Genomic DNA, 25,547 nt, shown 5'->3' on the forward strand with positions numbered 1-25,547 from the left:
TATTTATCTAAAGAGCAATCTAGTTAGTCGTACGTTTAAATTCATTTATGTTCTCCCCGCGACGCGGGGAGAACATAAGCTGCTTCCTGCAATTTGAAGTTAATTATGCATAATCCATCAAATCATCAGAGCCTGATAAAACAGGCTCTGTTTTTTAGTGCTTAATAATATAGATATCTTTTGAGGATATATAATCCATTGGGCTTGCATAAAACCCACCGACATACGGCTTAACCATGCGATTAATAACATAATAATAAGCAGGAATTACCGGCATATCATTATTGAAAATATCCATCGCTTTTTGGTAATAAGCCGGGTCATTGGTTTCGCCCGCTTTAATTACCATCTGGTCAAAATCACGATTGGCATATTGCGGCATGTTCTGGCTGCTGCCGGTCAGGAAAGTATCCAGAAAAGACATCGGACTGTTGTAGTCTGCCGTCCAAGCGTACCTGACTACATCAAATTTGCCCTGATGCATATTATCCAGCAGTACTTTCCACTCTTGGTTCTGCAAGTTAGCCTGAACACCGAGGTTTTGTTTCCACATGGAAGTGACCGCAATCGCCAGTTTTTTATGCGACTCCTTCGTATTGTAAAGCAAGTCAAACTTAAGAGGATTTTTCTCGTTAAATCCTGCTTCATTCAGCAGTTCTTTGGCTTTTTGTATTCGCTGTGCCTGTGTCCATGATGCAAATTCTGGCGGGGTTAATGTTATCCCGCCGATATTGGGAGGAAGAACATCGTAAGCAGGCAATTGCCCCATGCCAAATACTTTATTGGCAATCACGTCTCTGTCGATGGCAAGGCTCAATGCCTTTCTGACTCTGACATCATTAAATGGCGGTTTTTGGGTATTGAAGGCGTAATAATAGGTACTTAGCATCGAATCGATATGAACCTGACTGCCCAACGATTTCTTCAATGATGCAAAGGAATCCAGAGGAATGGTAAAAGTAATATCTATTTCCCCTGCGAGGTAACGGTTTAAATCTGATTTTTCCGAGACGATAGAAAGATAAGTGACTTTATTAAGTACGGTATTGGCATTATCCCAATAGTGCGTATTTCTGACGCCTATCACGTATTCATTCACTCGCCATTCGGACAATTTGAATGCACCGCTGCCGACAAACGTATTTGGATGCGTCCATTTATCGCCGTATTTCTGTACAACCTTTTCACTGATTGGTACTAACGTCGGGTGGGTCAGCATCTGCAAGAAATAGGCGACAGGCTTATCGAGTTTGACCTCTAAAGTAGAATCATTCAGCGCCTTGACACCCAGCTCTTCCGCTTTCTTCTTGCCTGCCATGATTTCGCTTGCGTTGACGACATGGGCTGTACCAAGGTAACTGCCATAAGGCGAACCCATTTCTGGATCAAGCAAGCGTCGCCAACTGAATACCACATCCTGAGCCGTAATCGGTGTGCCATCAGACCATTTCGCGCCTTTTCTTATATGAAAAATCCATGTTTGGTTATCATTGGTTTCCCAGCGTTCCGCCAAACGAGGAACAATCTTGCCTTTATTATCGGTGTAAACCAGGCCATCAAAAAAATCATGGATAATATTCAGCTCAACGTTACTTTCGACTTTATGGACATCCAAAGAAGCCGGAAAAGTCCCGTTGTTACGCACAAGCTCCTGTTTCTCAGCCAATTGAGTGCCCGGCGGAACGACTGCCGCATAAGAGGGTGCAATATTGATTAATAATATTCCCAACGAACAGGTGAGAATTTGGGTGAGTTTGTTTTTAAGCAAACCCGCCATAATTTTATTCATGCTTTAAATCTCCATTATTTACTATTTTTATTATTACATTACGCGACCATATTGATTAAATTTGCTAGTTCAATTAAATTTATTAAGTAATAAGAGCCTAATGTAACTGGCTCTTATTATTGATTGAATTAATGTTTTATAACGTAAATATCTTTTGTTCGGATAGTTCCCCGCGAATCAATATTCGCACCTTTCACGTAGGGTTTAATTAATTTGGGTCGAACATAGTAATAAACCGGAATGGCAGGCATATCTTGATTGAGAATATCAATGGCCCGTTGATAATCAGCCGGGTCGTTAGTTTCATCTGCTTTTAACGCCCACTTATCAAATTCCTTATTTTGATATCTCATATGGTTATTGGTATTTCCTGACGTAAAAATATCAAAAAAGCTGGTCGCATTATTATAATCCGCATTCCATCCATATCTCGTTAGCTCATAATTACCTTGAGCCGTACTGTCAGTCTGTGTTTTAGTTTCTTGATTTTGTAACGTTACGTCTACACCCAAATTTTTTCGCCATATCGAACTGGCAGCAATGGCAATCTTTTTATGGGTATCTGCTGTGTTATACAACAGGGTAAGCTTAAGTGGATTTTTTTCATTAAACCCAGCTTCATTCAGTAACTCTTTCGCTTTTGCATTACGTTGCTCTTGTGTCCAAGACGCATATTCAGGATGTTTTAAATAAATCCCACCAATGCCGGGCGACACTACATCATAAGCCGGCTGTTGGCCATTTCCCAATACCTTGTCAGTAATAATGTTCCGGTCTACGGCTAATGCCAGCGCTTGCCTGACCCGCACATCATCAAACGGCGGCTTTTCAAAATTGAACAAATAATAATAAACGCTGGATACAGGTCTGACATGGAGCTGATCGCCATATTTCTCTTTAATCAGCGGCAAAAACTCTGGTGGCCCGCCATTGGAGATATCCATCTCTCCGGTCAGATAACGGTTAAAATCCGCTTTATAATCCGACAAGGGCAAATAAGTAACTTTATTAATAACGGTGTTTTTATCATCCCAATAATAAGGGTTTCTGACACCGACAATTTTTTCATTCACCACCCACTCAGAAAGTTTGAAGGGGCCATTACTGACAAAATACTGGGGCTGTGTCCATTTAGTTCCGTATTTTTTGATTACTCGCTCATTGACCGGAGACATGGCTGCATGTGCCATCATTTGCAGAAAACCCGCTTTAGGCCTTTCCAGAGTAATTTCTACCGTTGCGTCATCCAGTGCTTTTACGCCCAGCTCTTCCGGTTTTTTCTTGCCTGACAGAACTTCATTTGCATTAATAATCTTGGCTTGGCTCAAATAACTGCCATAAGGAGAAATAGTGTCTGGTGTGACCAACCGCCGGAAAGAAAAGACCACATCATGCGCTGTAACAGGTGTGCCGTCAGACCATTTGGCCTCTTTTCTTAAATGGAAGATCCATGTTTTACCTTCTTTATTTTCCCAACTCTCGGCTAATGCCGGGATAATATTCTCGTCTTTATCGGTATCCACCAAGCGCTCAAAAAAATCCTGCAAAATATCAAATTCAGAGCTGCCATCAGATTTCTGGGGATCTAAAGAGCCGGGTTCGGCAAAGTTATTGCGGGTGATTTCTTGCTTATCAGCTAATTGAACATTGGGTGGAACTACTGCGGCATAAGATGATGTTATACTTCCCAGTATCAGACTGATAGAACAGGTTAATATTTTGGTAGTTTTATTTTTTATTATCCTGACCAACATTTTTTTCATGTAAGTTATCTCCATAACTGTTTTTTTATTAAACAATAATTACATATCTCACTATCACCATATAATCGTCACGAATGAAAACACTACTAATACGCGTAATATCTTTTATTAAATTGAATCCATCTAACAATTGAAACAATTTAATTATTTAATAATTCATGGAACTATTAAATAATAAGTGCAACGCATCAGGTTAGCGTTGCACTTATTTCTTTTCTCTATATTCAGAAAATCGAGGTAAAACGCCTGCTACAGTATCTTTGATCTATTTGATTTAGCTACCGTAGACTACGTTATCTTTTACCAAGGTCACATTATTTAGATCCGAGATCAATAATTCTGTCTTGCTTCGGGTAACGAATCGGCGATTTTTCCTTGAAGTATTTCACCACTGCATCCACATCCGGCACGCTATATACCGGATCTGTTCCCTCTTTAAATACCGAGAAATTACTGCCGCCCGTTGCCAGATATTCATTCGCCGCCACGCGGTATTTCGCGTTCATGTCGACAGGCTTTCCGTTGATTTTCATTGAGCCGGCAACAACGCGCTGGCCCGCAGGTTTGGTGCTGCCCCATGAATATTGGAAGCTGTGCGACACCTGCAAGACTTGCGGACGACTACGATCCCATTGCTGCTCCAGCAGCCGCTTGATCTGTTCCCCGGTCAATGTCTTGGTAACCATCATGTTGGAAAAAGGTTGAACCGTGTAAATCGCGTTATAGGTGACATTCCCTGCATCCATCGGCGCACGGATCCCTCCGCTGTTAACAAACGCTATCTGGGCTCCGCCATCTGCTTTAGCCGTTGTTGCATATAAATGGGCATCTGCGATCACTTTACCCAATGCGGATTCTCCTCCTGCATTGGTTTCTTTGGTCAGATTGCTTTCCAGTTTGCCGATCACACGGTTTGCCAGCGGAGTCGCTATTTTTTCATAGGATGAGAGCAATTCTGTGATTTTGGGATCTTTGGCATATTTACGGTTATCAACCCAGATATTTTTGGCTTTGAAGCCCACCACATCTTTTGTCGTTTTATCCAGTTTGAGATCCAATTGAGTCAGCAACACGCCATTGGACTGGGCAGAAGTCACGGATTTGCCATTAATCACGCAGTTATAAGCCTGATGAGTATGCCCGCTAATAACAAAATCCACTTCTTTATCAAGATGATTGACGATGTCCAATATCTTACCCGTCACATCATTACAGGCGTTGACGTCGATTTTTCCGCCATCACGTTTCTGCGCCGCACCTTCGTGGATCAAAACGCCTATCGCTCTCACGCCTTTTTTCTGCAATTCCGGCACCAGCGCATTGATGGTTTTAACCTCGTTGGAGAAAGTCAGCCCGGCAGTGCCTTGTGGCGTGACGATGGCAGGTGTGCCTTCCAACGTCAATCCGATAAAAGCAACCGGGATCCCATCAAACTTTTTAATGACATATTCAGGGAAAAGTGTTTTACCCGTTTCATTAACGGTGACATTGGCGGACAAATATTGGAAAGCCGCCCCCTTGAACGGTTTTGGCCCCTGACAACCGGTTATCGGATGGCAACCCCCATTTTGCTTGCGCAGCAACTCTTCCTTGCCTTTATCAAACTCATGGTTACCGACAGATGTTGCATCCAGCCCGGCAAGAGACAATGCTTCAATACTTGGCTCATCATGGAACATGGAAGAAAGCAGCGGGCTGGCGCCGATGAGATCCCCTGCGGCCACAACGATGTTATTTGGATTTTCTTGTTTCAACTCCTTAATCATCGTCGACATGTATTCAATGCCGCCCGGCTGATTGGGGCCGGGGGCTTTCAAAGCGCCATGAAAATCATTCAATCCCAGCACACGGACATCCACGACATTTGCCGGATCAAATGCAGAAGTAGAATCAGATGCAGGTTTGGTGGCACATCCTGCCAATATTGCTGCGCCGATCGCAATCGGAAGTAATTTATATTTACTCAGTAGGTTATTTTTATAATTCATTTTGTTATCTCTCAATGCTCGGGTTTCGGACAATCAATGACTTCAAAATTCTTGCTATAGCAGATATAGAATTCGTTACGGTTAATCTGAATATATTTGTCTTTTAATGCAGGATTATGCTGTTTGAGGAATTGGATCAGCTTTTTATTCGATAGCCTGTCTTCCGGCAGAACCAAACGGCTGAAGAGTTCCTGCTGTTTGCTGAAAAAGTTTTCGGCTGTATCGAAAGCGCAGGCGCCGTGTTTTTCCCACTCCGCTTGCAGTAAATCGATGCCGGGAGAGCTACACAGATAAGGTTTGATGATCCGGTAATCTAGCGCTGGCAAATCGCCTTTGCACAAACGGGGGTGTTTACGAATTTCTGACCAGTCGCGGCACTCTTGCATGGATTTTCCATCACAGGTTTCCGCCCAAAGCCCATGCAAAATCCAGCTAAATTTATTGTCGGAGAAACATTGCAGTGCGAGTTTGTCGTGTTCGCGTTGGGCTTGTTCCTTATGCCCTTCGTCCTCAAGGCGTTTTATTTCTTTCTTTTTGTGGGCACAAAATGCAGGTGAGTAGTTAATGGCCAGCTTAAAGTAATCGGTCGATGCCTTGTCATTCTGGCCGAAGTGATCCGTTTTGGCATCGTAATCGTAATTGATTGTCGGATGCTCCGGCACACTACAAGAACCGCCCTGCTCCAACTTGACGTGTTCCCGCGAAGTGACGTTGGTTTCTGGAGGAGAAGCACACCCTACAGTCATGGATGCCAGAACAAATGGCAATAATTTTAGAAAATGCCCAGGTTTTAAGAAATGCATAAAATAAATCCGTTTTCAGTTCAGTCAGTTGCCTGCCCCATAAGAGCAGGCATTAAATTAATACAAAGGATTCAGGTTTATTTTTTCTCTGTCAGGTCTAACTGGTAGATAGCAAAACCGATATCATCATTTTTCAGGTATTTCACCGGATATTGGGCGTGTTCTTTGATAAATTTCGCCGCTTTTTCTGATGGTGAAGTTTCGAAACGAATATCCAGTTTTTTATCCGTCTTGATTGGCAGGAATGACCAATTGTTTGCAGCCTGAGTTGATACAACGCCTTTCTTTTTAGTCACTCTGGAAATATAAGAAGCCAGAATGGTGCGGTTTTCATCCGGTGAAGCGAATGCGATGTGATCTTCGCCGGTTCCTGCGAATTTCCCGCCGTAACCACGGTAATTATTGGTGGCAATCAAGAAAGTGGCTTTCGGATCAATTGGTTTGCCCTGATAGGTCACGTTCTTGATGCGGTTGGCATCTTTATGGACAAGCTGGCAATCGGTGTCATATTTTGCCGGCTGGGTGAGATCTATCTTATAGTCAACCCCGCTGATAGTGTCGAAATTATAGGTGCGGAAACCATCCCAGTTCAGCAGTTCCTGTGGCTTAGTGGAATTAGGGTCGATCTGGTTAAACATGCCCGCAGAACATTCCAGCCATTCAACAACATCAGCCCCTGTTGCTTTCACGACCACCAACGTATTCGGGTAAAGATACAGATCCGCAGCGTTGCGGAAAGTCAGATCACCTTTTTCAACTTCCACAAAATCAGCCGGTGCGTTTTTGCGCCCGCCCGCCTTGAAAGGTGCTGCCGCAGCCAGAACAGGAATTCCTTCCAGATTCGGATCACCCTGAACAAAGCGTTTGGTGTAATCAACCTGCGCATCGTTGACAATTTGAACCGTTGGATCACTTTGGATCAACGCCAGATAGCTGTACATGTTGGCAGAGGCTTTACCGATAAATTTGCCGACGAAATCACGGGTTCCCTGATGATCTTTGTCGATAATCGTTGCCAGTTTACTGTCACGCTCAACCAAGGCCTTTTTGTGAGCTTTATCGTAAATAGGACGGGCTTCTGCTTTAGCTGATTCGACTTTCCATGTACCGCTGTCGTTGTTGATAACCATATCAACCACGCCCAGATGATCGCCCCATTGCCCCGGCATCACAGCAGGAATGCCATTGACTGTACCATTGGCAACATCAACACCTTTTACATCAGCATACTCTTTGCTTGGGAATACCCCATGTGCATGGCCGAACATGATGGCATTAATGCCGGGCACTTCGCTCAGGTAGTAAACTGAGTTTTCTGCCATCGCCTTGTAAGGCTCTTGGGAAAAACCAGAGTGCGGAATGGCAATAATCAGGTCTGCACCCTCTTTTTTCATCTGGGGAACGAATTTTTTAGCGGTTTCGGTAATGTCATTAACAACCACTTTGCCATCCAGATTCGCTTTGTCCCAAATACTGATTTGTGGCGGAACAAAACCGATATAGCCAATCTTGATGGTGTGCTCTTTTCCATCCCGATCTTTTACTGGGGTATCAACGATGATATAAGGTGTGAAGTAGTTTTTGCCGGTTTTGGCATCCATGATATTGGCATTGATATAAGGGAATTTAGCCCCTGCAATGGCCTTTTTCAGGTATTCCAGCCCAAAGTTGAATTCATGGTTGCCAAAGTTACCTACCGTGTAACCCATCGTATTCATCAGTTGGTGGGCTGGGTGAACATCCCCTTCTTTCAGCCCTTTCGCTGCCATATAATCCGCCAGCGGGCTGCCTTGGATCAGGTCACCGTTATCCACCAAAATTGCGTTGGTTGCTTCACCCTTCGCTGCCTTAATCAAGTTAGCAGTACGAACCAAACCAAACTGTTCAGTGGATTTATCTTTAAAGTAATCGAAATCGATCAGGTTGCTGTGAATATCTGAGGTTTCCATTACCCGCAAATCAACTGTTGCCGCATTCACATTGAATGCCACCAACATTGCCAATGTCGATACTTTCAATACATTCTTCATCATGCTATCCCCTTTTATGCCCCTTATACTTTTCGTTTCTCAAGTGACCGCCTTATTGGCGGCACCTTGAAATCCATTGGGTATCTAGAATTTTGCTTAAAAAGTCAAACGAGCCCCTGTTCCCAGAATGGACTGTTTTTTGTCTTTGTACGCTGGATTGTCACTACGGGCATCATCATATGCCGTTTCAACAAACAGGAGCAGTGTATTGTACTTGGAAACTGCAAAACGTTTATCTAAACCAACCGTATAAGTTTGTTTTTTATAGTTAAATGTATTGGCATCGCCATCACGCAGGTAATATCCCGCGTACATGCCACTTCCCTTCTGATCCCAATGCCATTTCATACCTAAACCGTATAGATTGGCTTTCCAGTCACCTTTGACAGATTTGCTTTGCAGCTTTTCCCCACTTTCTTCTTTGTACACTGAACTCGAATTATTGGAGCGAGCCATGCCGTAGTCCAAACCAATGGAGAATTCACGGCCCGGGAAGTAATATTCCACCCCAAATGCCAACAGGCTATCCTGTGGTGAATTCAGCCCTGCATCCCGGCCGATTTTTTCTTTGCTGTCTTCTTGTGCAGTGTCTGCTTTGAGCTGTTTTCTGCGTTCTCCGGTAGCCTGCGAATAACCGGCACTGGCAGATAAGCCAAAATCAGATTTATAGAAACCAACGATTGAGTATGCGTGACGGATGTCACCGTGGATGCGTTCTTTATCATCACCGGATTTGCCGCTGTAAGTAGCAGCAAGGTGGAAACCGTTATAACTATTGGTTTGTACGAAAATGGTTTGTGGCAAGCGGGTCAGAAAGTTATTTTTGCCCACCCCTTTGCCGTCATAACCGGTCGAGCGGTTCAGTACATCACCGAAATAAAAAACGCCGGTGTTGCCATAGCCGTAGCTCGATTTTTTCACCCAATCGATGGGAATATAAGTGCGGCCTACCCGCATTTCACCAATGCCATCATAAGAGGCGCCGATATAACCGACACGGTTATACATTTCAAAGCTCGTTCTGTCATTTTCGCTGTTGGATTTTTGTGTATCAGATCCCCACTCCATTTTGCCGAAAACTTTAACGTCCGGAGTCAATTTATAGCTGGCACCAACACCTATACGGCTGCCATCATCTTTGATTCGGATATCCTTATCTTCACTGGTAACGGTTGTTTTCATACGAAATTGCCCCGTCAGATCCACCTTGCCGCCATTATCGTTGTACACGGTGACTGCATTCGCAGTGCCGGACATAACCAATAATCCAATTAAAACAGCCAACGGCTTCATATTTTTCACCATAATAAATACACCATCAAATATTAAATTTAATAATTTGATTTTCTTTCAGGCAAAAAAACGTCCTATCACAGAATTAACTGCAATATATTGAGGGCAATAAATACCCATCACGATTTTTGCCAAAAGAAAATCGTTCACAAAAATGACAAATTTTGAATGCTAGTTAAAATTATCTTTTTTCTATTACCGCTTCCCGTTGAGAGTGTTATCAACACCAATAAGGTGTAAAAATCAAAATGAAGTGTGACAATATTCTGTTTTATTTTTAGGCCAAGGGGATGCCGGAAGAATTAAGCTAAATTCCTCTGTCTTCCTGCATTTAGTTCATTGCATTCACTAATAATAACCTAAAAAAACTTTATTTTTCGTGAAGAAATGCACATTAACAGAAATATATAGATGAATCATTACAATACTACGTGATAATCATCACAAAAATCCGCTTAGGATGCTTTTTAGGCTATAGACACATTTACCGAAAAACTCAATATCTATTATTTATTGCACTATTAAAAATACATTCATTGAGAATATTTATTCCATTTAACTTTTTTATTTATTTAATCAAATCTCTTTTTTAAACCTGAAGAATAAATAAATTTAAAGTTAACTGCGGCATTTCAATCGTTAATAAATAAATATTATTTTTGAGTAAGAAAAATAAGTTCAATATAAATATCACGAATGAGTTACTTTATTGTTCCTACTATTACGCGTAACATGAAAGTGAAGTTAAATGATAAGATTGTAAATTTAGCTTAAGTCAATAATTAATAAATGCTAAGTTCAGTGCCAGATAGAGAAAAAAGAAAGAGAAAAGAAACAATTGCCCAAATTATCTGCAACAATAATGGGTTAAAGAAGCCAGTTTTTATCATGATTATTCATATTTCAAGTTGTGGCCTTACAGATGATTTAACCCAGCACCGCGTCAATGATTCTACACCTGCCGTTTTCCCAAGTAGCAGCTTTATGAGCTGCGTCTTGAAATTCATTGGGTATCTATTGCACACAACTTGAAATTTATCGGATAAGAATTAACCCCGTTTACTGCTGAGGCCACAGCCACGCAGCACCACGCACGCCGCTGGAATCACCATGCACTGCTTTTCTGATAGGTGTGGCGCACTCACCGCCAAAAACCCATTCCTTAACTAAATCCGGCAAGGTTTGGTAAAGACGATCAACATTACTCATGCCGCCACCCAGAACAATGACATCCGGATCGAGCAGATTAATCACCTGTGCCAAAGCCCGTGCCAAACGTCTTTCATAGCGGCGCATAGCTAATTCTGCGAATTCCTCTCCTTGATTCAGGGCTTCCACGATTTCATGACCTTTTTTACGCTCCCCGCTTAAACGGAAGTAATCTGTCATGAAGCCGGTTCCGGAGACAAAGATTTCCGCGCATCCCGGTTTACCGCAATAGCAGGGAACTTCTGCCTGATATTGCCTGTCCTCTTCATCCATCCACGGCAGCGGGTTATGCCCAAATTCCCCAGCCAATCCGTTTCCTCCGGAATGAACCTTGCCATTAAAAGCAATCCCGGAACCACAGCCGGTTCCAATGATAACGGCAAATACCATTGGGCGCCCGGCACCGGCACCATCTGTGGCTTCCGATACAGCCAAGCAATTGGCGTCATTGGCGATCCGGACTTCGCGGCCCAATAATGCCGCAATATCTTTATCCAATATTTGCCCATTCATCCAAACCGAATTCGCATTTTTCACTTTTCCATTAAAAGGTGAAATAGCGCCAGGTATACCAATTCCCACCGTACCCCGCTGCCCTGTTGCCAGCTCTGCATCGGAAACCAGCCCAACTATGGCCGCCAATGTCTGCTGATAGTCATTACGGGGAGTATCTACCCGTTTACGAAATAATTCTTCACCCTGATCGCCCAATGCGATCACTTCAATTTTAGTTCCGCCGAGATCAACACCTATACGCATAACTTACCTTTTCTATTTTGGCTTTTTACAGTCAGGAGGATAATTTTTTATTTTATGAAAATGGCAAAGTTATTATACCCAATGGATTTCAAGTTGCATCGCGGCGGCAAGGTAACTTAAGGGATTAAGGGATATATGAAATTGATTAAGTTCTAGGGCTTCGTCACATCATTCGTTATCATGCATCCTTATGTTTTAAAATGACCTTTGTCACCATGCGCAACAATATAGGGTAACTGCATGTTATGGTTCAAAAATTTAATGATTTACCGTTTAAACCGAGAAATATCTCTTTCTGCGGATGAACTGGAAAAACAATTAAGCCCATTGGCATTCACCCCGTGTGGCAGTCAAGATATGATGAAAACTGGCTGGGTTTCTCCGATGGGTTCCCACAGCGAAGCGCTGACCCATGCTTCAGGCAACCAAATCCTGATCTGCGCGCGCAAAGAAGAAAAAATGCTGCCTTCTCCTGTAATCAAACAAGAATTACAGGCCAAAATAGCCCGCCTGGAAGGTGAACAGCACCGCAAGCTGAAAAAAACAGAAAAAGATTCACTGAAAGATGAAGTGATACACACTCTGTTGCCAAGGGCATTCAGCCGTTTCAGTCAAACTTATATCTGGATCGATACCGTCAATAGCCTGATCGTTGTTGATGCCGCCAGTGCAAAACGTGCTGAAGATAATTTGGCCCTGCTGAGGAAAACATTGGGATCATTACCCGTCGTTCCTGTGGCATTCACCGATCCCATTGAGCTGACTTTAACCGAGTGGGTACGCTCCGGTAATTTGCCTGCGGGTTATGATCTGATGGATGAAGCTGAACTGAAAGCCATTCTGGAAGGCGGCGGTGTTATCCGCTGCAAAAAACAGGAACTGGTATCAGACGAAATTGCGACACATATTGAATCAGGCAAGTATGTCACCAAACTGGCGCTGGATTGGGAAGAGCGTATCCAGTTTATGCTGTCAGATGATGGCTCTTTCAAGCGCATTAAATTCAGTGAAACTCTGCGTGAGCAAAACGATGATATTGATCGTGAAGATTTAGCTCAACGATTCGATGCCGATTTCACCTTAATGACCGGTGAATTAAGTGCATTAATCAAAAACACCATTGAAGCGCTGGGCGGCGAAGCAGAAAAGTGATAAAACTGAACGGAACTGCCTGCAATGGTGATATACATTGAGGCAGTTCGCAGTTCAAAGAAATAACACTTACTGTTTTTCAGTTGCCTGATAGTAGCATCGCTATCTCAATTAGAAGCGGTAAATTAAACCAACCCCGAATACGTCATCAACACCCAGCTTTGTTTTTTTGGTGAAATCATTATCTTTCAGCAAGTTGAATTGATATTCAGCATAAGAGCCCATATTTTTATTGAAATCATAGAAGGCGCCCACTGAAACATACTTCACTAAATCTTCAGAACTCTTGGCAGTCAGCATGCTCTTATCAGCCAAGTCTTTGCCCAGATCTTTACCTTTGGAGTAAACAAAACCAATGGATGGACGCAGGCCAAAATCAAACTGATATTGAGCGGTTAACTCAATGTTTTGCGTTTTGTTGGCAAACATGGCGTGATTGTTTATAGACTTACCAAATCGGGTTAAGTTATGAGCTTCACCATACATGGCCGCCAGATAAACGTTATTTTTGTCATACTTGGCAGTCACAAGCCATGCTTCCGCTTTATTCCCTTTGGCAAGTACGCCAACACCTGTCGTTGTAGCAGTACTTTTTATACCAAATTTCTGTGCTGTGGTGCGGTTCGAGTTACCGTATGACGCGCCGACATTGAAACCGTTGCCTAAATCATAGGTACTGGAAAGGGCGAAACCATCTCCGTTCTGTCTGGCAACATCATCACGACCATTTCTGGTTCCGCTGTCATTTTTTGCTTGGTACTGCAAGGCAAAATTAAGGCCATTCACCAAACCAAAAAAGTCAGTATTGCGGTATGTCAACAACCCTGTCGAACGCCCCATCATGAAGTTGTCGGTTGCCGCCATGGAATCGCCGCCAAATAATGGCAATGCATCTGTAAATGAGTTGCCATCATAAACCACACCCATATTACGGCCATAATCCAGTGAACCATAGTTACCGAATTTAAAACCGGCGAAAGCATAGCGAGTTCGGGTATTTTGACCGCTTTCTACCTCAATTCCATTTGCCCCCATGTTGAACTCCCAGCGACCATAACCGGTCAGTTTGTCCGTAACTTGGGTCGAACCTTTAATCCCTATACGAGCAACAGAACCATCACCTGCATCTGACTTAGATTTAGAAAACGTTCTTTGAGCTTCTGCTTTTCCATATAAATCAATTTTATTACCATCTTTATTATAAACTTCAGCAGCATTTGCTGCCCCAGTAATTAAAAGTACCGGAAGTGCCATTGCTATTGCGTTGTGCTTTATCATTATCATGATCCTCATGAGTTTTGTTATTTTTCGCCACCGCCAAAAGACGCAAATCCCAAAAAATTTCTGAGATAAATAATCAGGTGAGCGGAGTGATTTTTTACATGAACCCGTTACCAAAATGTTAAATTTGTAACAAGCAATGAGGATACTAAGTTTTAAACAGACCTTTTGCTAACAAAAATTGACAAAACATTGGCTAAAAGTGCCATCCTGTGAAGGAGGTCACACACTAGATATAAATCTAATAATCAAATAGTATTAAATATCACAATAGCTTATTTAAAACGGTAAGTTATATATTTAAAGCAATAGGTTATATTTTTTGAAAATATAGATTAAATTCCCGATAAATTATAATTTAAGGCAATACATTAATTTTCATTTATATTTTTACCACTATCAATAATGGATAGAGTTATAATAATTTATCGATATCATTGACAAGAACCTTTTAATTTTGTATTTGGTGAAACGAGATTTATTTATTTCATTTAACTTTAAATCAGTAATTTCTCTTTCTTAATGGAATAAGGCCACTGCGGTACAAATTTTAACAACTCATAAGGTGCTAAAATGGCAGAAAATCATTCACGTCCACGGGGCCGCCCCACGATTCCAGAGCAAGAAATACGTCAGAAAATTCACGAGGTCACTCTTTTACTTCTTATCAATCAAGGGTATAGCAAAACAACCATGGATGTGGTCGCCAAAAAAGCCGGCATTGCCAAAAAGACGCTTTACCGTTTTGTCAAAAACCGGGAAGACTTGATGGAACAAGTTGTCATGCGCTGGACAGGCAATGTTGTTCCCGTTATGGGAAAAGCAGCCAATAATTTTCGGCAAGTTATAAAATCATTGAAATTATATTTGGCTGAAATAGCAGGCCGGACATTATCCTCTGATGCTGTAGGTTTATTTAAATTATTACAGTCTGACTTTCCCTGTCGGGCAACATTGCTGGAAAAATACCAAAAAAGCAATATTGAAAACAGTCAAAAGACACTGGCTAATTGGCTAGAACAACAATATAAACAAGGGTTACTGAAAAAAATGGATTTTCATATTTTAAGTAATCTTTTAATATCAATGGTTATTGCTGAACCGCTCCGGCAAATGGCTTTGGGTCTTCTTCCCCCGCTGCCAGAAACAGATATCACGCCCCGTATTACTGCTGCACTGGCATTGCTTGAACACGGGATTATAGAAAAATAAAAGTAACAAGAAGTTATGGTGCAGTAATAACATAAAGAAAGCTTCGTTATTTTCTGGCTAGCTTATTTTATAAAATCATATAATCACCGTAGAACGGTAAACTGGCGCTGATGAAATTAAATTTTCAGCGCCTTCTCTATACGCAATGGATTTCAAATTTCATCGCGGCGGCAAGGGAGAACATCCCTGAGAACATAGATAACCGTATGTTTATAAAAACGGTGGCCGGAGTGAGCGAACGTAGCCAATAAAGAGGCCGTTTGAAAGACGAAATGCATAATAATGAGAACGACAACATGAAATATTCCTTCCCGTCCCTATTATTCATGGCTGCCTTAAGTTGCAGTTTCCCATCAATTGCAATTTCTACCGAGCATCTGCTTTTGATGCCGTGGCCGCAGCAAGTCTCAGTGCAGCAGGGCCGCCTCTATTATCTGGATAGAAAAGTGAATATTACCGTCTCGGGAGATAATATGCAGGATGCGATATCCCATTGGCGAACCCGCATTGAAGCCCAGACAGGCTGGATATTGCCTCCACCTGATTCTGATATGCAAACTATCAGGATCAGCATTGCAAAAAAAGTTTCCCCGATTCCCCAACCGGGCAGTGATGAAAGTTATCAATTGGTTATTGAACCCCGTGGCGTTACCCTCAAAGCCGCAACACGCTTTGGTGCAATGCGTGGCATGGAAACCGTGCTGCAATTGCTGCAAAACGATGCGAAAGGAACTTACCTGCCGCTGGTTAATATTACCGATAGCCCTCGATTTTCATGGCGCGGCGTAATGCTTGATTCAGCTCGTCACTTCCTGCCTGTTGAAGCAATAAAACGCCAATTGGACGGAATGGCCGCAGCCAAAATGAATGTGTTCCATTGGCACTTAACGGACGACCAAGGCTGGCGCTTCGAGTCAGAGCACTATCCTAAACTGCAACAACTCGCCAGCGATGGATTGTTTTACACTAAAGCCCAAATGCAGGATATTGTGGCTTATGCCAGCAAATTAGGCATTCGTGTCGTACCTGAGATAGATTTACCCGGCCATGCTTCTGCCATTGCTGTTGCCTATCCTGAGCTGATAAGCGAGCGCAAAAATTATAAGATGGAGCGCCAATGGGGGGTTCACAAACCAACATTAGATCCCAGCAAACCGAAAGTTCATCAATTCGCTGATACCTTAATTGGTGAAGTTGCCGCTATTTTCCCCGACCCCTATATTCACATTGGCGGTGACGAAGTTGATGCATCGCAATGGCAGGCTTCTTCTAAGATAGGCAAATTCATGCAGGAAAAAGGCTTGAAAGATCCGCATTCCCTGCATGCCTGGTTCAATCAGGAGTTGGAAAAAATTCTTGAAAAACACGGGCGGAAAATGGTTGGGTGGGACGAGATTTATCATCCTTCCTTGCCTAATTCCATCGTCATTCAATCATGGCAAGGGCAGGATTCTCTGGGCAAGGCCGCGGATAAAGGCTACCAAGGCATTTTATCTACCGGGTTTTACCTCGATCAGCCCCAAAGCACGGCCTATCACTACCGCAATGAAGTCTTGCCGCAACAATTTAATGTTGAGAATAACGTGAAAGCCGGTGAAACGTCACAAAGTTGGTCATTTACCATGCCACGTCTGAAAGGCAGCCCCGTGACCGGAAGTTTTACTTTAATCCACGATAATCAAGATAAATGGCGTGGTTTTATTGATTTCACAGGCAAGTCACGCCGCGCTGTCGATAAGATAGTCTGGCACGGCAATACAGTTAAATTTACGGTAGACACTTGGATGGGCGAAACCACACCTGTTGTGAACCTTAACCAAAAGCAGAAAACGGCTGACGGCTATATTTTACTGGGGAATGTGCGCTATCCAATGTCCGGAGAAAAACTGGCAGTCTCTCCCGCAGGTAAGCCACCCGTTGTACCGGCTTCCCACCAACAGCAAAATATTTTAGGTGCTGAAGCGGCGTTGTGGTCGGAAAATGTTACGGCTGAAATGCTGGATATTAAGCTCTGGCCCCGTACCTTTGCCATCGCTGAACGGCTTTGGTCTGCCAAAGATGTCACAAATGAAAAACGCATGTATCAGCGCTTGCAGGCAATGGATACATGGACAACGGTATCCGTCGGTTTGCAACAACACGCCAGCAGCCAGCGGCTGATGACCCGTCTGGCAAACAGCACCAATATCGAACCGTTGCAAATCCTGGCAGAAGCGGTAGAACCCGCCCACTATTACTCCCGTCACCATGCCAAATTCAAGGCCGGCAACTACCATCAATATGAACCTCTGTACCGTTTTGCTGATGCTCTGGGGCCAGAAAGCCAAGTTGTCAGAGAGATGGATATATCGGTCACTCAATTCTTAAAGAATAAACAGGATTGGCAGGCAGAGCAGGCGTTGCGCGATCGGTTGATACGTTGGCGGGATAACCACAAGGCCGTCATGAAGATAGTCAGGGCCAATTATATGATGCAGGATCTTGAACCTGTCGCGAATGATGTCGGCGAAATTGCTGAATTGGGTTTGGTCATGTTGGATCATCTAAAATCGGGCAAAACATTTTCTCCGCAACAACGGCAAGATGCACAAAAATTGCTGTCACAGGGAGCGCAAATGCGTGATGAAGTGGTGATACGGGCAGTGTATCCGTTAGAAAGAATGCTGGATGAACTGAATTAGTAATTTTGGCTGATGTGACTATCATCAGTGCGGCCTGCTTAGATTTGATCTGACGCTTTAGTGGCTCAGGGTTATACCAAATCTGGCAGGCAGCATTATGCCAACAGCGGACATCAGCCATTTCGTCATCCCAAAAGATGTACTATAGAACTTATGTTCGATTATTCCGATGGTTCAGAAATTTGTGATAGTCAGGGGTTGAGAGTGGAAAAATTTACTGTTCGCCGTATCGATGAAAGCGATCTGGAAGATTTCAGAAGAGTAAGATTGGAAGCTTTGCTGCTTCATCCGGAGGCTTTTGGTGCATCTTATGAGGACTGGAACCAAAAGCCAGCACAGTTTTTTGGTGATCTGTTACGGGAAAACCATATGATTGGCGGATTCGATATTCATAACAATTTACAGGGCATTATCGGCGTTCGTCGCAGCGATTCACCAAAGCTGAGCCATGTAGCGACTATCTGGGGAGTTTATGTCCGACCCGAGATGAGAGGTTCGGGGCTATCAAGAAAACTTATGGAAGCGGCACTGGAGGCCACATATTCAGCCAAAATCGTAAAACTTTCCGTGTTGACATCCAATCATACGGCGCGTGCGCTTTATCGTTCTTATGGATTCACTGAATGGGCAATTGATACCGCTGCGTTATGTGTTAATGGCGTGTTCCATGACGAATTTCTTATGAAACGAGAATCCGAGTTAAGTGCCTGAGCGGAATGTTATGCTTAACGGGAAGTTCTGTTCAGCTTCTTATAAAGCCGCCCAGAGTATGACTGTAGATTATTTAACAGTCATACTCTGGTGACATACAAAAACACTTCAGCTTAAATATTTAGAACGCACCAATTCTATACATCTTTTGCGTGAGCTCATTTCTCTTTCGTGAGGGGCAAACATGGAACTGACTGCATCAAGGAGATTGACTGAAGCTATTAAGGTATTCATATCTGATTCAGGGATAGCATTTCTTAGTTGTTTTTCTGTTATTCGATCTATAACCCGAACCGCAACACCTTTGGCTGCAATTTGTTCCGGTGAGTTATCTTTTGTGCAAACCCCATATGTACCATCCAGAAAATGATTCCATGCATCCTCCATTACTTGGTTATAGTCAGTCTCATTATCATATATTCCCGTCTGCTGTAGTTCTTTTATCTTATTTTCATATCTGTAAAAAAATAAACTTTTCAATTTATTGTGATCGTAACTGTATTCCCTCACCAAATTGACCCAATCACACAACCCTTTGGCATACCATCTATGACTTTCAGTTATATTGTGCTTGCCAAAAAATGAATTAACCGAATATACGTTATCCGTTGTATACGATGGTAACGGGAATATTTTATTTTTTTGCCATAGAACCAATTCATCAAGAGAACATGCGTTACACGATAAAAAATCTTGTTCTAAAAGAAAATTATTATTCAGATATGCATCAATAATATTCATTGCTAATTTCTCTTTGTTAATCATGCTTCTTATTTCAGATATGATTATAGACAGTTAAGCAGAAGAGATTCACCAATCTGCTGCTTCCTTAACATCAGAGCAATATATTCTTGTTGAATGGCATTTTCTAACCTTTCATGCAATTTTGTGATTCTGTAGCTACCCATTCAGGCAATATCACTCATTATGTATCCCCTGCAAACGTTGTGCCTTCAAGTAAAAACACAAAAAGACCGGGTGTTGATCCGGCCTTTTCCTATATAAATTGGTTATTTTTATATGTGACTATTTCACATCAAGATATTGAGTGACCAGATCATCCAAAAAGGAGACTTGGCCGTTTATCAGGCTGCCCAATTCACTCTGTTCAATTTTATTGCCCGATAATTTATGCAGTTGATCGGAGAACAGACTCCATGCCTGATGCACTTTATTCACTTCTGAAAGTAAAATATCGCGCTCTGAATCTATTTTCATCACATTATTCAAGTCAGAGAAACGCTGCGTCACTGCCTGCAATTTGGTTTTCAACGAATCCGTATCTTTGATTATTTGAGCAATTTGGTCAGTCAATTTCGTTCTGGCATCAGCCAAATCGATATATTTCAATCCCTCAGAAACTTTGCCCAATATCTTTCTGGTTATTTCCATACCTTGTTTGATAGCCTGTTTAATGGCCTCTTTTTTAGGATCAGAGAGATCTAATTTATCTATATCGCTGGCGCTGGGGATAAAATCTTTAAACATATCCGCAATGTTGTTTGCGCGAATAACATCTTGGCTCTCAATGATCTTATCTCGATCAGCATTTAATTTATTTCTTTGCTCACCTTTCTGTTTGATATCAGCTTGAAGCTCCGTTTCTTGCACTTTTGTTTGTTCTATCAAATCGTGCAGGCGTTCAGCCAGTACAATATTACGAACATAGCTCATTTTCTCCGCCAGTTGGCCGGATTTCCCACTGAAACTCACAATCACACGATCGGTATCTTTCGATAATTTCAGGATCAGCTGTTCACGCTCTTGTAACAAGCTATTGCGGTCATCCTCACTCAATGACGGATCTTGCATCGCTTCATCAATTTGGAGAACCATCTGAAAAAGTTCCCCGTTAGTCAGTTGCTTTAACTCCACTGATAATTGAGTTACGTATTCATGCATGGATTGAGTAAGCTCACGGCTATTAAGTTCAAGGCGTTTGGTTTTTTCGTTGATTGGCCCCAAATCAGTTTTTTGCATGGCAGATAAAGACCAGATATTTTTTACAGCAAGCTCTAACGCTTTGATATTGACTTGAGGGTACATGTTTTCTTTTTGAGAGTTCATATTGTCAGACATTGAAATATCCTTTTTATTTGATCAATTATTTCAGGCGAAAATTCACTATAGAGCGATTAGCTATAGAGTTTTCTATATTCAGCCAATGCTTCATCAAAGGTTTTGATTAATTGGCTGGAAGATCCCTTAACTTCTTCCCAAGGGCTAATGACTTGCTTAAACGTTGCCACAAAGGAAGTGAGTTTCAATGCATCATTAATTTCTTCGAATCTCTCTTTAGAAGTAGTAATTTGAGTTAACATCGTGCTCCACATAAAATCCAAGTGGTTTAATGCAACTTCCGCATCCAGCATATAAGTATGAATGTTAAAGAAATTTAAGGACAGATTTTGGATAGCTGTTTGTAATGCACTTTTGTTTTTAACTTGGTCTTGTAGCCCTTTAACCTCGTCAATTAATTGATTTTTTCTTTTACGTGCCTTTTCCGCTTTATCACCAAATATTCCTCCGGTAATGGCCCAGCCAATAATCCCACCAGCCATTCCAGAAAATGCTAAGCCAACATATTTATCATAGTCTTTTTTGAGTTGTTCAATTTCTTTATTTTTCTCGTCAATCTTGTCTTGCAGGTTTTTAATAGTGACAGAAAGGTTATTGTCATCCATCAACTTTTTCTTGCCATTGACCTGTGGCTGCAATCCTTGAACAATCTTGCCGTTTGATAATTCCCCACCAATTAATTCCAGCTTGAAGTCAGATACTGCGGTTTTTACCTTCTGAGTCTTTTCCTGCTGTTTTGTAATGACGTTCTTCATGCTTTCGAGCATATCGCCCAATGCAACAGAAACTTCTTTATCGTCATTGGTATAGGTTATTTCAGCCAACTGTTTATCTGTTAAATCCTCCAATTTTTTCTTTACTCGTTCAATAATCGGCATCTGGTTAATCACACTGATTATCTCCCCACCAGATAACGTTATTTGTTTGCCTGCCTCTTCCAAGTCAATGCTTTGTTGTTGAACTTTACTTTCTACCCCACTCCAACTAGCAGCATGAGAATGAATATCTTTGAATAATGATGTTATGTTTTCTGGTTTCAACCCATTAATATCAATATCATTATAACCAATATATTCCTTTACCCCTTCCAGTGTAGTCGGCAGTTCCAAACTTCGTTTCGCATATAACTTGAGATTAATGAGGTCTTCTTTGGTAAATATACCTCCAGGACGGGAAACACCTTCTATTTGTGAGGTCAACATTTTCAAAGTGATGCTGGGAACCTCTGATACAGGTATTTTATTTTCTGACGAGTATTGATCCAATTTCATATTGTTCTCCATTCAAGTTGATGTCTCGTTTTTATTTAATATAACGACACATCTTTCCGTCTGAGAACTCTTTAATTTTAATACGCTATCAATATGAATAATTACGTTATTTTTAATAAAAAATGAATGTTTTTTATTTGCATAAAAATAACTTTATTTATTTAGTTTCAAATAAAAATCTATAATGACAAAAGTTAAATTATATTTATTTATTACTTATTTGTTTTTCAAAATTTGGAATATAAAGAAAAAACAAAGACATGAAACTGCCTGCTCTTATTCAGAGCGGGCAGTTTATATTTTCAGGAAATCAATCAGGCTTATTGGGCTGCAACACTTTCCATGCCTACCAACCCGATTTTGAGATAGCCCGCTTTGCGCAGGGAATCCATGACACTCATCAACGTCTCGTAATCGACAGTTTTATCTGCCTGAAAGAAGATCGTCGTGTCTTTGTTGGATTGTGTAGTCTGATCCAATACCGAAGATAAAGTATCGCGGTCAACCTGTTGCTCACCCACATAAAGCTGGTGATCCGCCTTCACGGTCAGGAACACTGGCTTTTCTGGCCGCGGTTGCGGCTGAGCTGATGATGCCGGTAAATCAACTTTAATATCTACTGTTGCCAGTGGCGCTGCTACCATGAAAATAATCAGCAGTACCAACATCACGTCAATAAATGGCGTGACGTTGATTTCATGCAATTCACCGCTATCGTCCAAATCTTCATTAAGACGTATTGCCATAGTTAATTACCTTGCCTGTGTTTTTTCTGCTTTACTGTCAGCCAGATCAAGATCACGCCCCAGCAATAGGATTGCCTGAGCAGCCATATCCCCCACTTGTCCACGGTATGACGTGATAACACGGGCAAAGACGTTATAAATCACTACCGCAGGAATAGCAGCGACCAGACCAAGCGCGGTTGCCAACAATGCTTCTGCAATACCCGGTGCAACAACGGCCAGATTTGTGGTTTGTGAATGGGCGATGCCGATAAAGCTATTCATGATCCCCCAAACTGTCCCGAACAGGCCGACAAACGGAGAAATGGCGCCGATAGTTGCCAGATAACCGTTACCACGCCCCATATGGCGACTAATTGCGGCAACGGAGCGCTCCATGCGGAATGCTGTGCGCTCTTTTGTGCCCGTTTTATCTGTGCTTTCAACAGACAGCGTGCGTTCTGATTGTGCTTCGTTCAATAACAGGCGGCTGATGCTCAACTTGTCAAAATCAGCGGCAATTTTGGCTGCCGCATCTAAGCTGGCGACATCTGCCAGAGCGAGTTGCTCCTTGCGTAAACGGCGACGTGCAATAAATAGTTCAACGCCTTTGGAGAAAAATAGTGCCCATGTAATCACGGAGGCGATCACTAATCCTATCATCACCGTTTTTACTACTGCGTCCGCATTCTGGTACATCCCAAAAACAGACAGATCAGTTGCGAAGCCACTGGACAGGTTTTCAGATTTTTCATCAACTGGCGTTATAACGGTTTCAGTAACCGTGGCCTCAGTTCCTGTGGTTTGCGCTGCTGTGTTTAATGATGCATCCGTTTTGGGTTCCGTTGCTTGTGGAGCAGCGGAAGATTCAGTGGTTGCCGGAGCGGCTACCTGAGCAGCAGCCTGATTTTCTGGCGTAACAGCCGATGTATCAGCCCATGCTGAACTTGTTAATCCGAATGCCAATAGAATAGAAGCTGTCAAATTACGCATCAGTTAGCCTTACTCTCTCTTTTTTTTAGATTTTGTTACTTAGCAGTGAATCACGTTTACTCATCTTGCTAATCCTAATATGACCGGAGTCATGCCTCTTACTTTCTTACTCCAAGAGCTCACTCATTTACCCACGAACCATCAGAGGGAAAAGTCAGCTGCAAATGATATCAGACATTGTGCGATTTGATAGTAATTATCATTACTATTTAATAAAAAAGTGCTGTTTAATGGTACACCTATGCTGGCCTGTTCTGGTTTAACATCAGTCGATCATCTTGAATTTTCGTCAAGTTGTCAGAATCCCTTTGGCAAATCCAACATAAATCTTTTAACTTGCTTATCATTATTTGAACAATTTAATTGGCCATTATACCCGTCGTCTTTCAAGCTACTGCTTTGCTGACTGCGCTCACTCACCCCAATCACATCGTTATCTATGCGTTTGGGAATTAATGAAAGGCTCCTGCCTTTCGCCGGAAGCCAGTCTTTGGCTGGGCAAATTCGTTCCCGACGAATTTGTCACTCCTTGCCGCTGCGCCGCAACTCGAAATCCATAGGGTATAGACGGTAATCAAAAATTAATATGAGGTGAGATACCATGACAAAAAAGAAGATAGACACCTTATTGGTCGATGTCGGAAGGGAAAAAAAATACACACAAGGAGCAGTCAATCCTCTTATTCAACGCACGTCGTCTGTCCTTTTTGATACCGTTGAAGATCTGGAGCATGCGTTAAAAACCCACCATAAAGGCACATTGATTTACGGACGACGGGGCACGATGACGCATTTCGCCTTCCGGGATGCAATGACCACACTTGAAGGCGGAGCCGGGTGTGCATTATATCCTTCTGGTACGGCTGCTATTACTAGCTCGATTCTGTCTTTTGTGGAAAGTGGCGATCATGTGCTGGTGACAGGTACAGCGTACGAACCGACCCAATCTTTTTGCGATCATTTCTTGCGCAAGATGAATATTTCCACCGATTACTTTGATCCGATGATTGGGAAAGGCATTGCAGCGCTGATTAAGCCAAATACCAAAGTACTTTTCCTTGAATCCCCCGGCTCTTTGACGATGGAAGTCCAAGATGTTCCCGCTATCGTACAGGCCGCCCGTCAGGTTAACCCTGATATTGTGATCATTATTGATAATACGTGGTCGGCTGGCATTTTGTTCAAGCCTCTGGAGTGCGGTGTCGATATTTCGGTTCAATCTGCCACCAAATATATCATCGGTCATTCGGATGGCATGCTGGGAACCGCTGTTTCCAATGCCCGGTGCTGGGAGCAACTCAGGGAAAGATCTTACCTGCTGGGGCAAATTGCTGATCCCGACACGGTTTATATGGCAAACCGTGGCCTGCATACACTGGCTGTGCGCCTAAAACAGCATGAAAAAAGCAGCATTCATATTGCCAAATGGCTCGCACAACGGCCAGAAGTGAGTGAGGTTTATCACCCAGCACTGCCTTCCTGCCCCGGCCACATCTATTTTAAACGTGATTTCACAGGATCATGCGGGCTATTTTCTTTCCTCCTGAAGACTCAACTAACCTCCAGACAGCTGTCTGATTATCTCGATAACATGACGCATTTTAAGATGGCGTTTTCATGGGGAGGGTATGAATCACTGATTATGGAAATTCAACCCAAGCCTCTCAAAATACTGCGCCAATATAATGAACCGCTAAAAACCGGCACATTGATTCGTCTGCACATTGGGTTGGAAGATCCACAAGATTTGATTGAAGATCTGGATGCAGGTTTTTCCCGCCTCAGAGGCCGTAATTGACTCATGAAAT

The 25,547-nt window shown here is 42.4% G+C and carries 18 protein-coding genes; 5 read left to right on the plus strand and 13 right to left on the minus strand.

Annotation, left to right across the window (positions count from 1 at the left end; translation table 11 throughout):
- Nucleotides 1-154: 154 nt before the first annotated feature.
- From FE392_RS08890 to mak, 7 genes are all read right to left on the minus strand, one after another.
- The gene (locus FE392_RS08890; RefSeq protein WP_319929873.1) at nucleotides 155-1,789 is read right to left on the minus strand and encodes an ABC transporter substrate-binding protein; all 1,635 of its coding nucleotides are present in this window, start codon (nucleotides 1,787-1,789) and stop codon (nucleotides 155-157) included.
- Nucleotides 1,790-1,917: 128 nt separating this feature from the next.
- Nucleotides 1,918-3,552, minus strand: coding sequence for an ABC transporter substrate-binding protein (locus FE392_RS08895; RefSeq protein WP_319929874.1), 1,635 nt, complete (start codon nucleotides 3,550-3,552; stop codon nucleotides 1,918-1,920).
- A gap of 314 nt (nucleotides 3,553-3,866) precedes the next feature.
- Nucleotides 3,867-5,540, minus strand: coding sequence for a bifunctional metallophosphatase/5'-nucleotidase (locus FE392_RS08900; RefSeq protein WP_319929875.1), 1,674 nt, complete (start codon nucleotides 5,538-5,540; stop codon nucleotides 3,867-3,869).
- Nucleotides 5,541-5,551: 11 nt separating this feature from the next.
- Nucleotides 5,552-6,343, minus strand: coding sequence for a ribonuclease T2 family protein (locus tag FE392_RS08905; protein ID WP_319929876.1), 792 nt, complete (start codon nucleotides 6,341-6,343; stop codon nucleotides 5,552-5,554).
- 77 nt (nucleotides 6,344-6,420) lie between these two features.
- A complete protein-coding gene (locus FE392_RS08910; RefSeq protein ID WP_319929877.1) occupies nucleotides 6,421-8,376 on the minus strand; it encodes a bifunctional 2',3'-cyclic-nucleotide 2'-phosphodiesterase/3'-nucleotidase in 1,956 nt (651 codons plus the stop codon).
- A gap of 93 nt (nucleotides 8,377-8,469) precedes the next feature.
- Nucleotides 8,470-9,678, minus strand: coding sequence for a porin (locus FE392_RS08915; protein ID WP_319929878.1), 1,209 nt, complete (start codon nucleotides 9,676-9,678; stop codon nucleotides 8,470-8,472).
- 1,047 nt (nucleotides 9,679-10,725) lie between these two features.
- Complete coding sequence (mak, locus tag FE392_RS08920) at nucleotides 10,726-11,634, minus strand: fructokinase (RefSeq protein WP_319929879.1); 909 nt, start codon at nucleotides 11,632-11,634, stop codon at nucleotides 10,726-10,728.
- Nucleotides 11,635-11,874: 240 nt separating this feature from the next.
- On the opposite strand from mak, the gene rdgC reads away from it, so the two are divergent.
- On the plus strand, nucleotides 11,875-12,786 hold the full coding sequence (gene rdgC, locus FE392_RS08925) for a recombination-associated protein RdgC (RefSeq protein WP_319929880.1): 912 nt from the start codon (nucleotides 11,875-11,877) through the stop codon (nucleotides 12,784-12,786).
- 111 nt (nucleotides 12,787-12,897) lie between these two features.
- Here rdgC and FE392_RS08930 read toward each other — a convergent pair whose 3' ends face one another.
- The gene (locus tag FE392_RS08930; RefSeq protein WP_319929881.1) at nucleotides 12,898-14,064 is read right to left on the minus strand and encodes a porin; all 1,167 of its coding nucleotides are present in this window, start codon (nucleotides 14,062-14,064) and stop codon (nucleotides 12,898-12,900) included.
- Nucleotides 14,065-14,640: 576 nt separating this feature from the next.
- Between FE392_RS08930 and FE392_RS08935 the strand changes: the two genes are divergently transcribed.
- The 3 genes from FE392_RS08935 (at nucleotide 14,641) to FE392_RS08945 (ending at nucleotide 18,671) form a co-directional block, all read left to right on the plus strand.
- Nucleotides 14,641-15,279 carry a TetR/AcrR family transcriptional regulator gene (locus FE392_RS08935; protein WP_319929882.1) on the plus strand — a complete coding sequence of 213 codons (639 nt, stop codon included), beginning with the start codon at nucleotides 14,641-14,643 and terminating at the stop codon, nucleotides 15,277-15,279.
- 296 nt (nucleotides 15,280-15,575) lie between these two features.
- On the plus strand, nucleotides 15,576-17,960 hold the full coding sequence (locus tag FE392_RS08940) for a beta-N-acetylhexosaminidase (RefSeq protein WP_439153475.1): 2,385 nt from the start codon (nucleotides 15,576-15,578) through the stop codon (nucleotides 17,958-17,960).
- A 60-nt stretch (nucleotides 17,961-18,020) separates the two neighbouring features.
- The gene (locus FE392_RS08945; RefSeq protein ID WP_319929883.1) at nucleotides 18,021-18,671 is read left to right on the plus strand and encodes a GNAT family N-acetyltransferase; all 651 of its coding nucleotides are present in this window, start codon (nucleotides 18,021-18,023) and stop codon (nucleotides 18,669-18,671) included.
- Nucleotides 18,672-18,779: 108 nt separating this feature from the next.
- On the opposite strand, the gene FE392_RS08950 is transcribed toward FE392_RS08945, so the two are convergent.
- The 5 genes from FE392_RS08950 to exbB form a co-directional block, all read right to left on the minus strand.
- Nucleotides 18,780-19,436: a DUF6058 family natural product biosynthesis protein gene (locus FE392_RS08950; RefSeq protein ID WP_319929884.1), complete on the minus strand. Its 657-nt coding sequence runs from the start codon at nucleotides 19,434-19,436 to the stop codon at nucleotides 18,780-18,782.
- Nucleotides 19,437-19,697: 261 nt separating this feature from the next.
- Nucleotides 19,698-20,750 carry an alpha-xenorhabdolysin family binary toxin subunit B gene (locus FE392_RS08955; RefSeq protein WP_319929885.1) on the minus strand — a complete coding sequence of 351 codons (1,053 nt, stop codon included), beginning with the start codon at nucleotides 20,748-20,750 and terminating at the stop codon, nucleotides 19,698-19,700.
- Between the two features lie 56 nt (nucleotides 20,751-20,806).
- On the minus strand, nucleotides 20,807-22,021 hold the full coding sequence (locus FE392_RS08960; RefSeq protein WP_319929886.1) for an alpha-xenorhabdolysin family binary toxin subunit A: 1,215 nt from the start codon (nucleotides 22,019-22,021) through the stop codon (nucleotides 20,807-20,809).
- Nucleotides 22,022-22,341: 320 nt separating this feature from the next.
- Nucleotides 22,342-22,767: a TonB system transport protein ExbD gene (gene exbD, locus FE392_RS08965; RefSeq protein WP_319929887.1), complete on the minus strand. Its 426-nt coding sequence runs from the start codon at nucleotides 22,765-22,767 to the stop codon at nucleotides 22,342-22,344.
- A 6-nt stretch (nucleotides 22,768-22,773) separates the two neighbouring features.
- Nucleotides 22,774-23,739 (minus strand): tonB-system energizer ExbB, encoded by a 966-nt coding sequence (gene exbB, locus FE392_RS08970; RefSeq protein WP_319929888.1) that lies wholly within the window; start codon nucleotides 23,737-23,739, stop codon nucleotides 22,774-22,776.
- Nucleotides 23,740-24,340: 601 nt separating this feature from the next.
- Here exbB and metC point away from each other — a divergent pair.
- Entirely contained in the window at nucleotides 24,341-25,537 is a 1,197-nt protein-coding gene (metC, locus tag FE392_RS08975; protein WP_319929889.1) for a cystathionine beta-lyase, read from the plus strand.
- Nucleotides 25,538-25,547: the final 10 nt, after the last annotated feature.

The sequence above is a fragment of the Xenorhabdus santafensis genome (genome assembly GCF_033949405.1).
Classification (GTDB): domain Bacteria; phylum Pseudomonadota; class Gammaproteobacteria; order Enterobacterales; family Enterobacteriaceae; genus Xenorhabdus; species Xenorhabdus santafensis.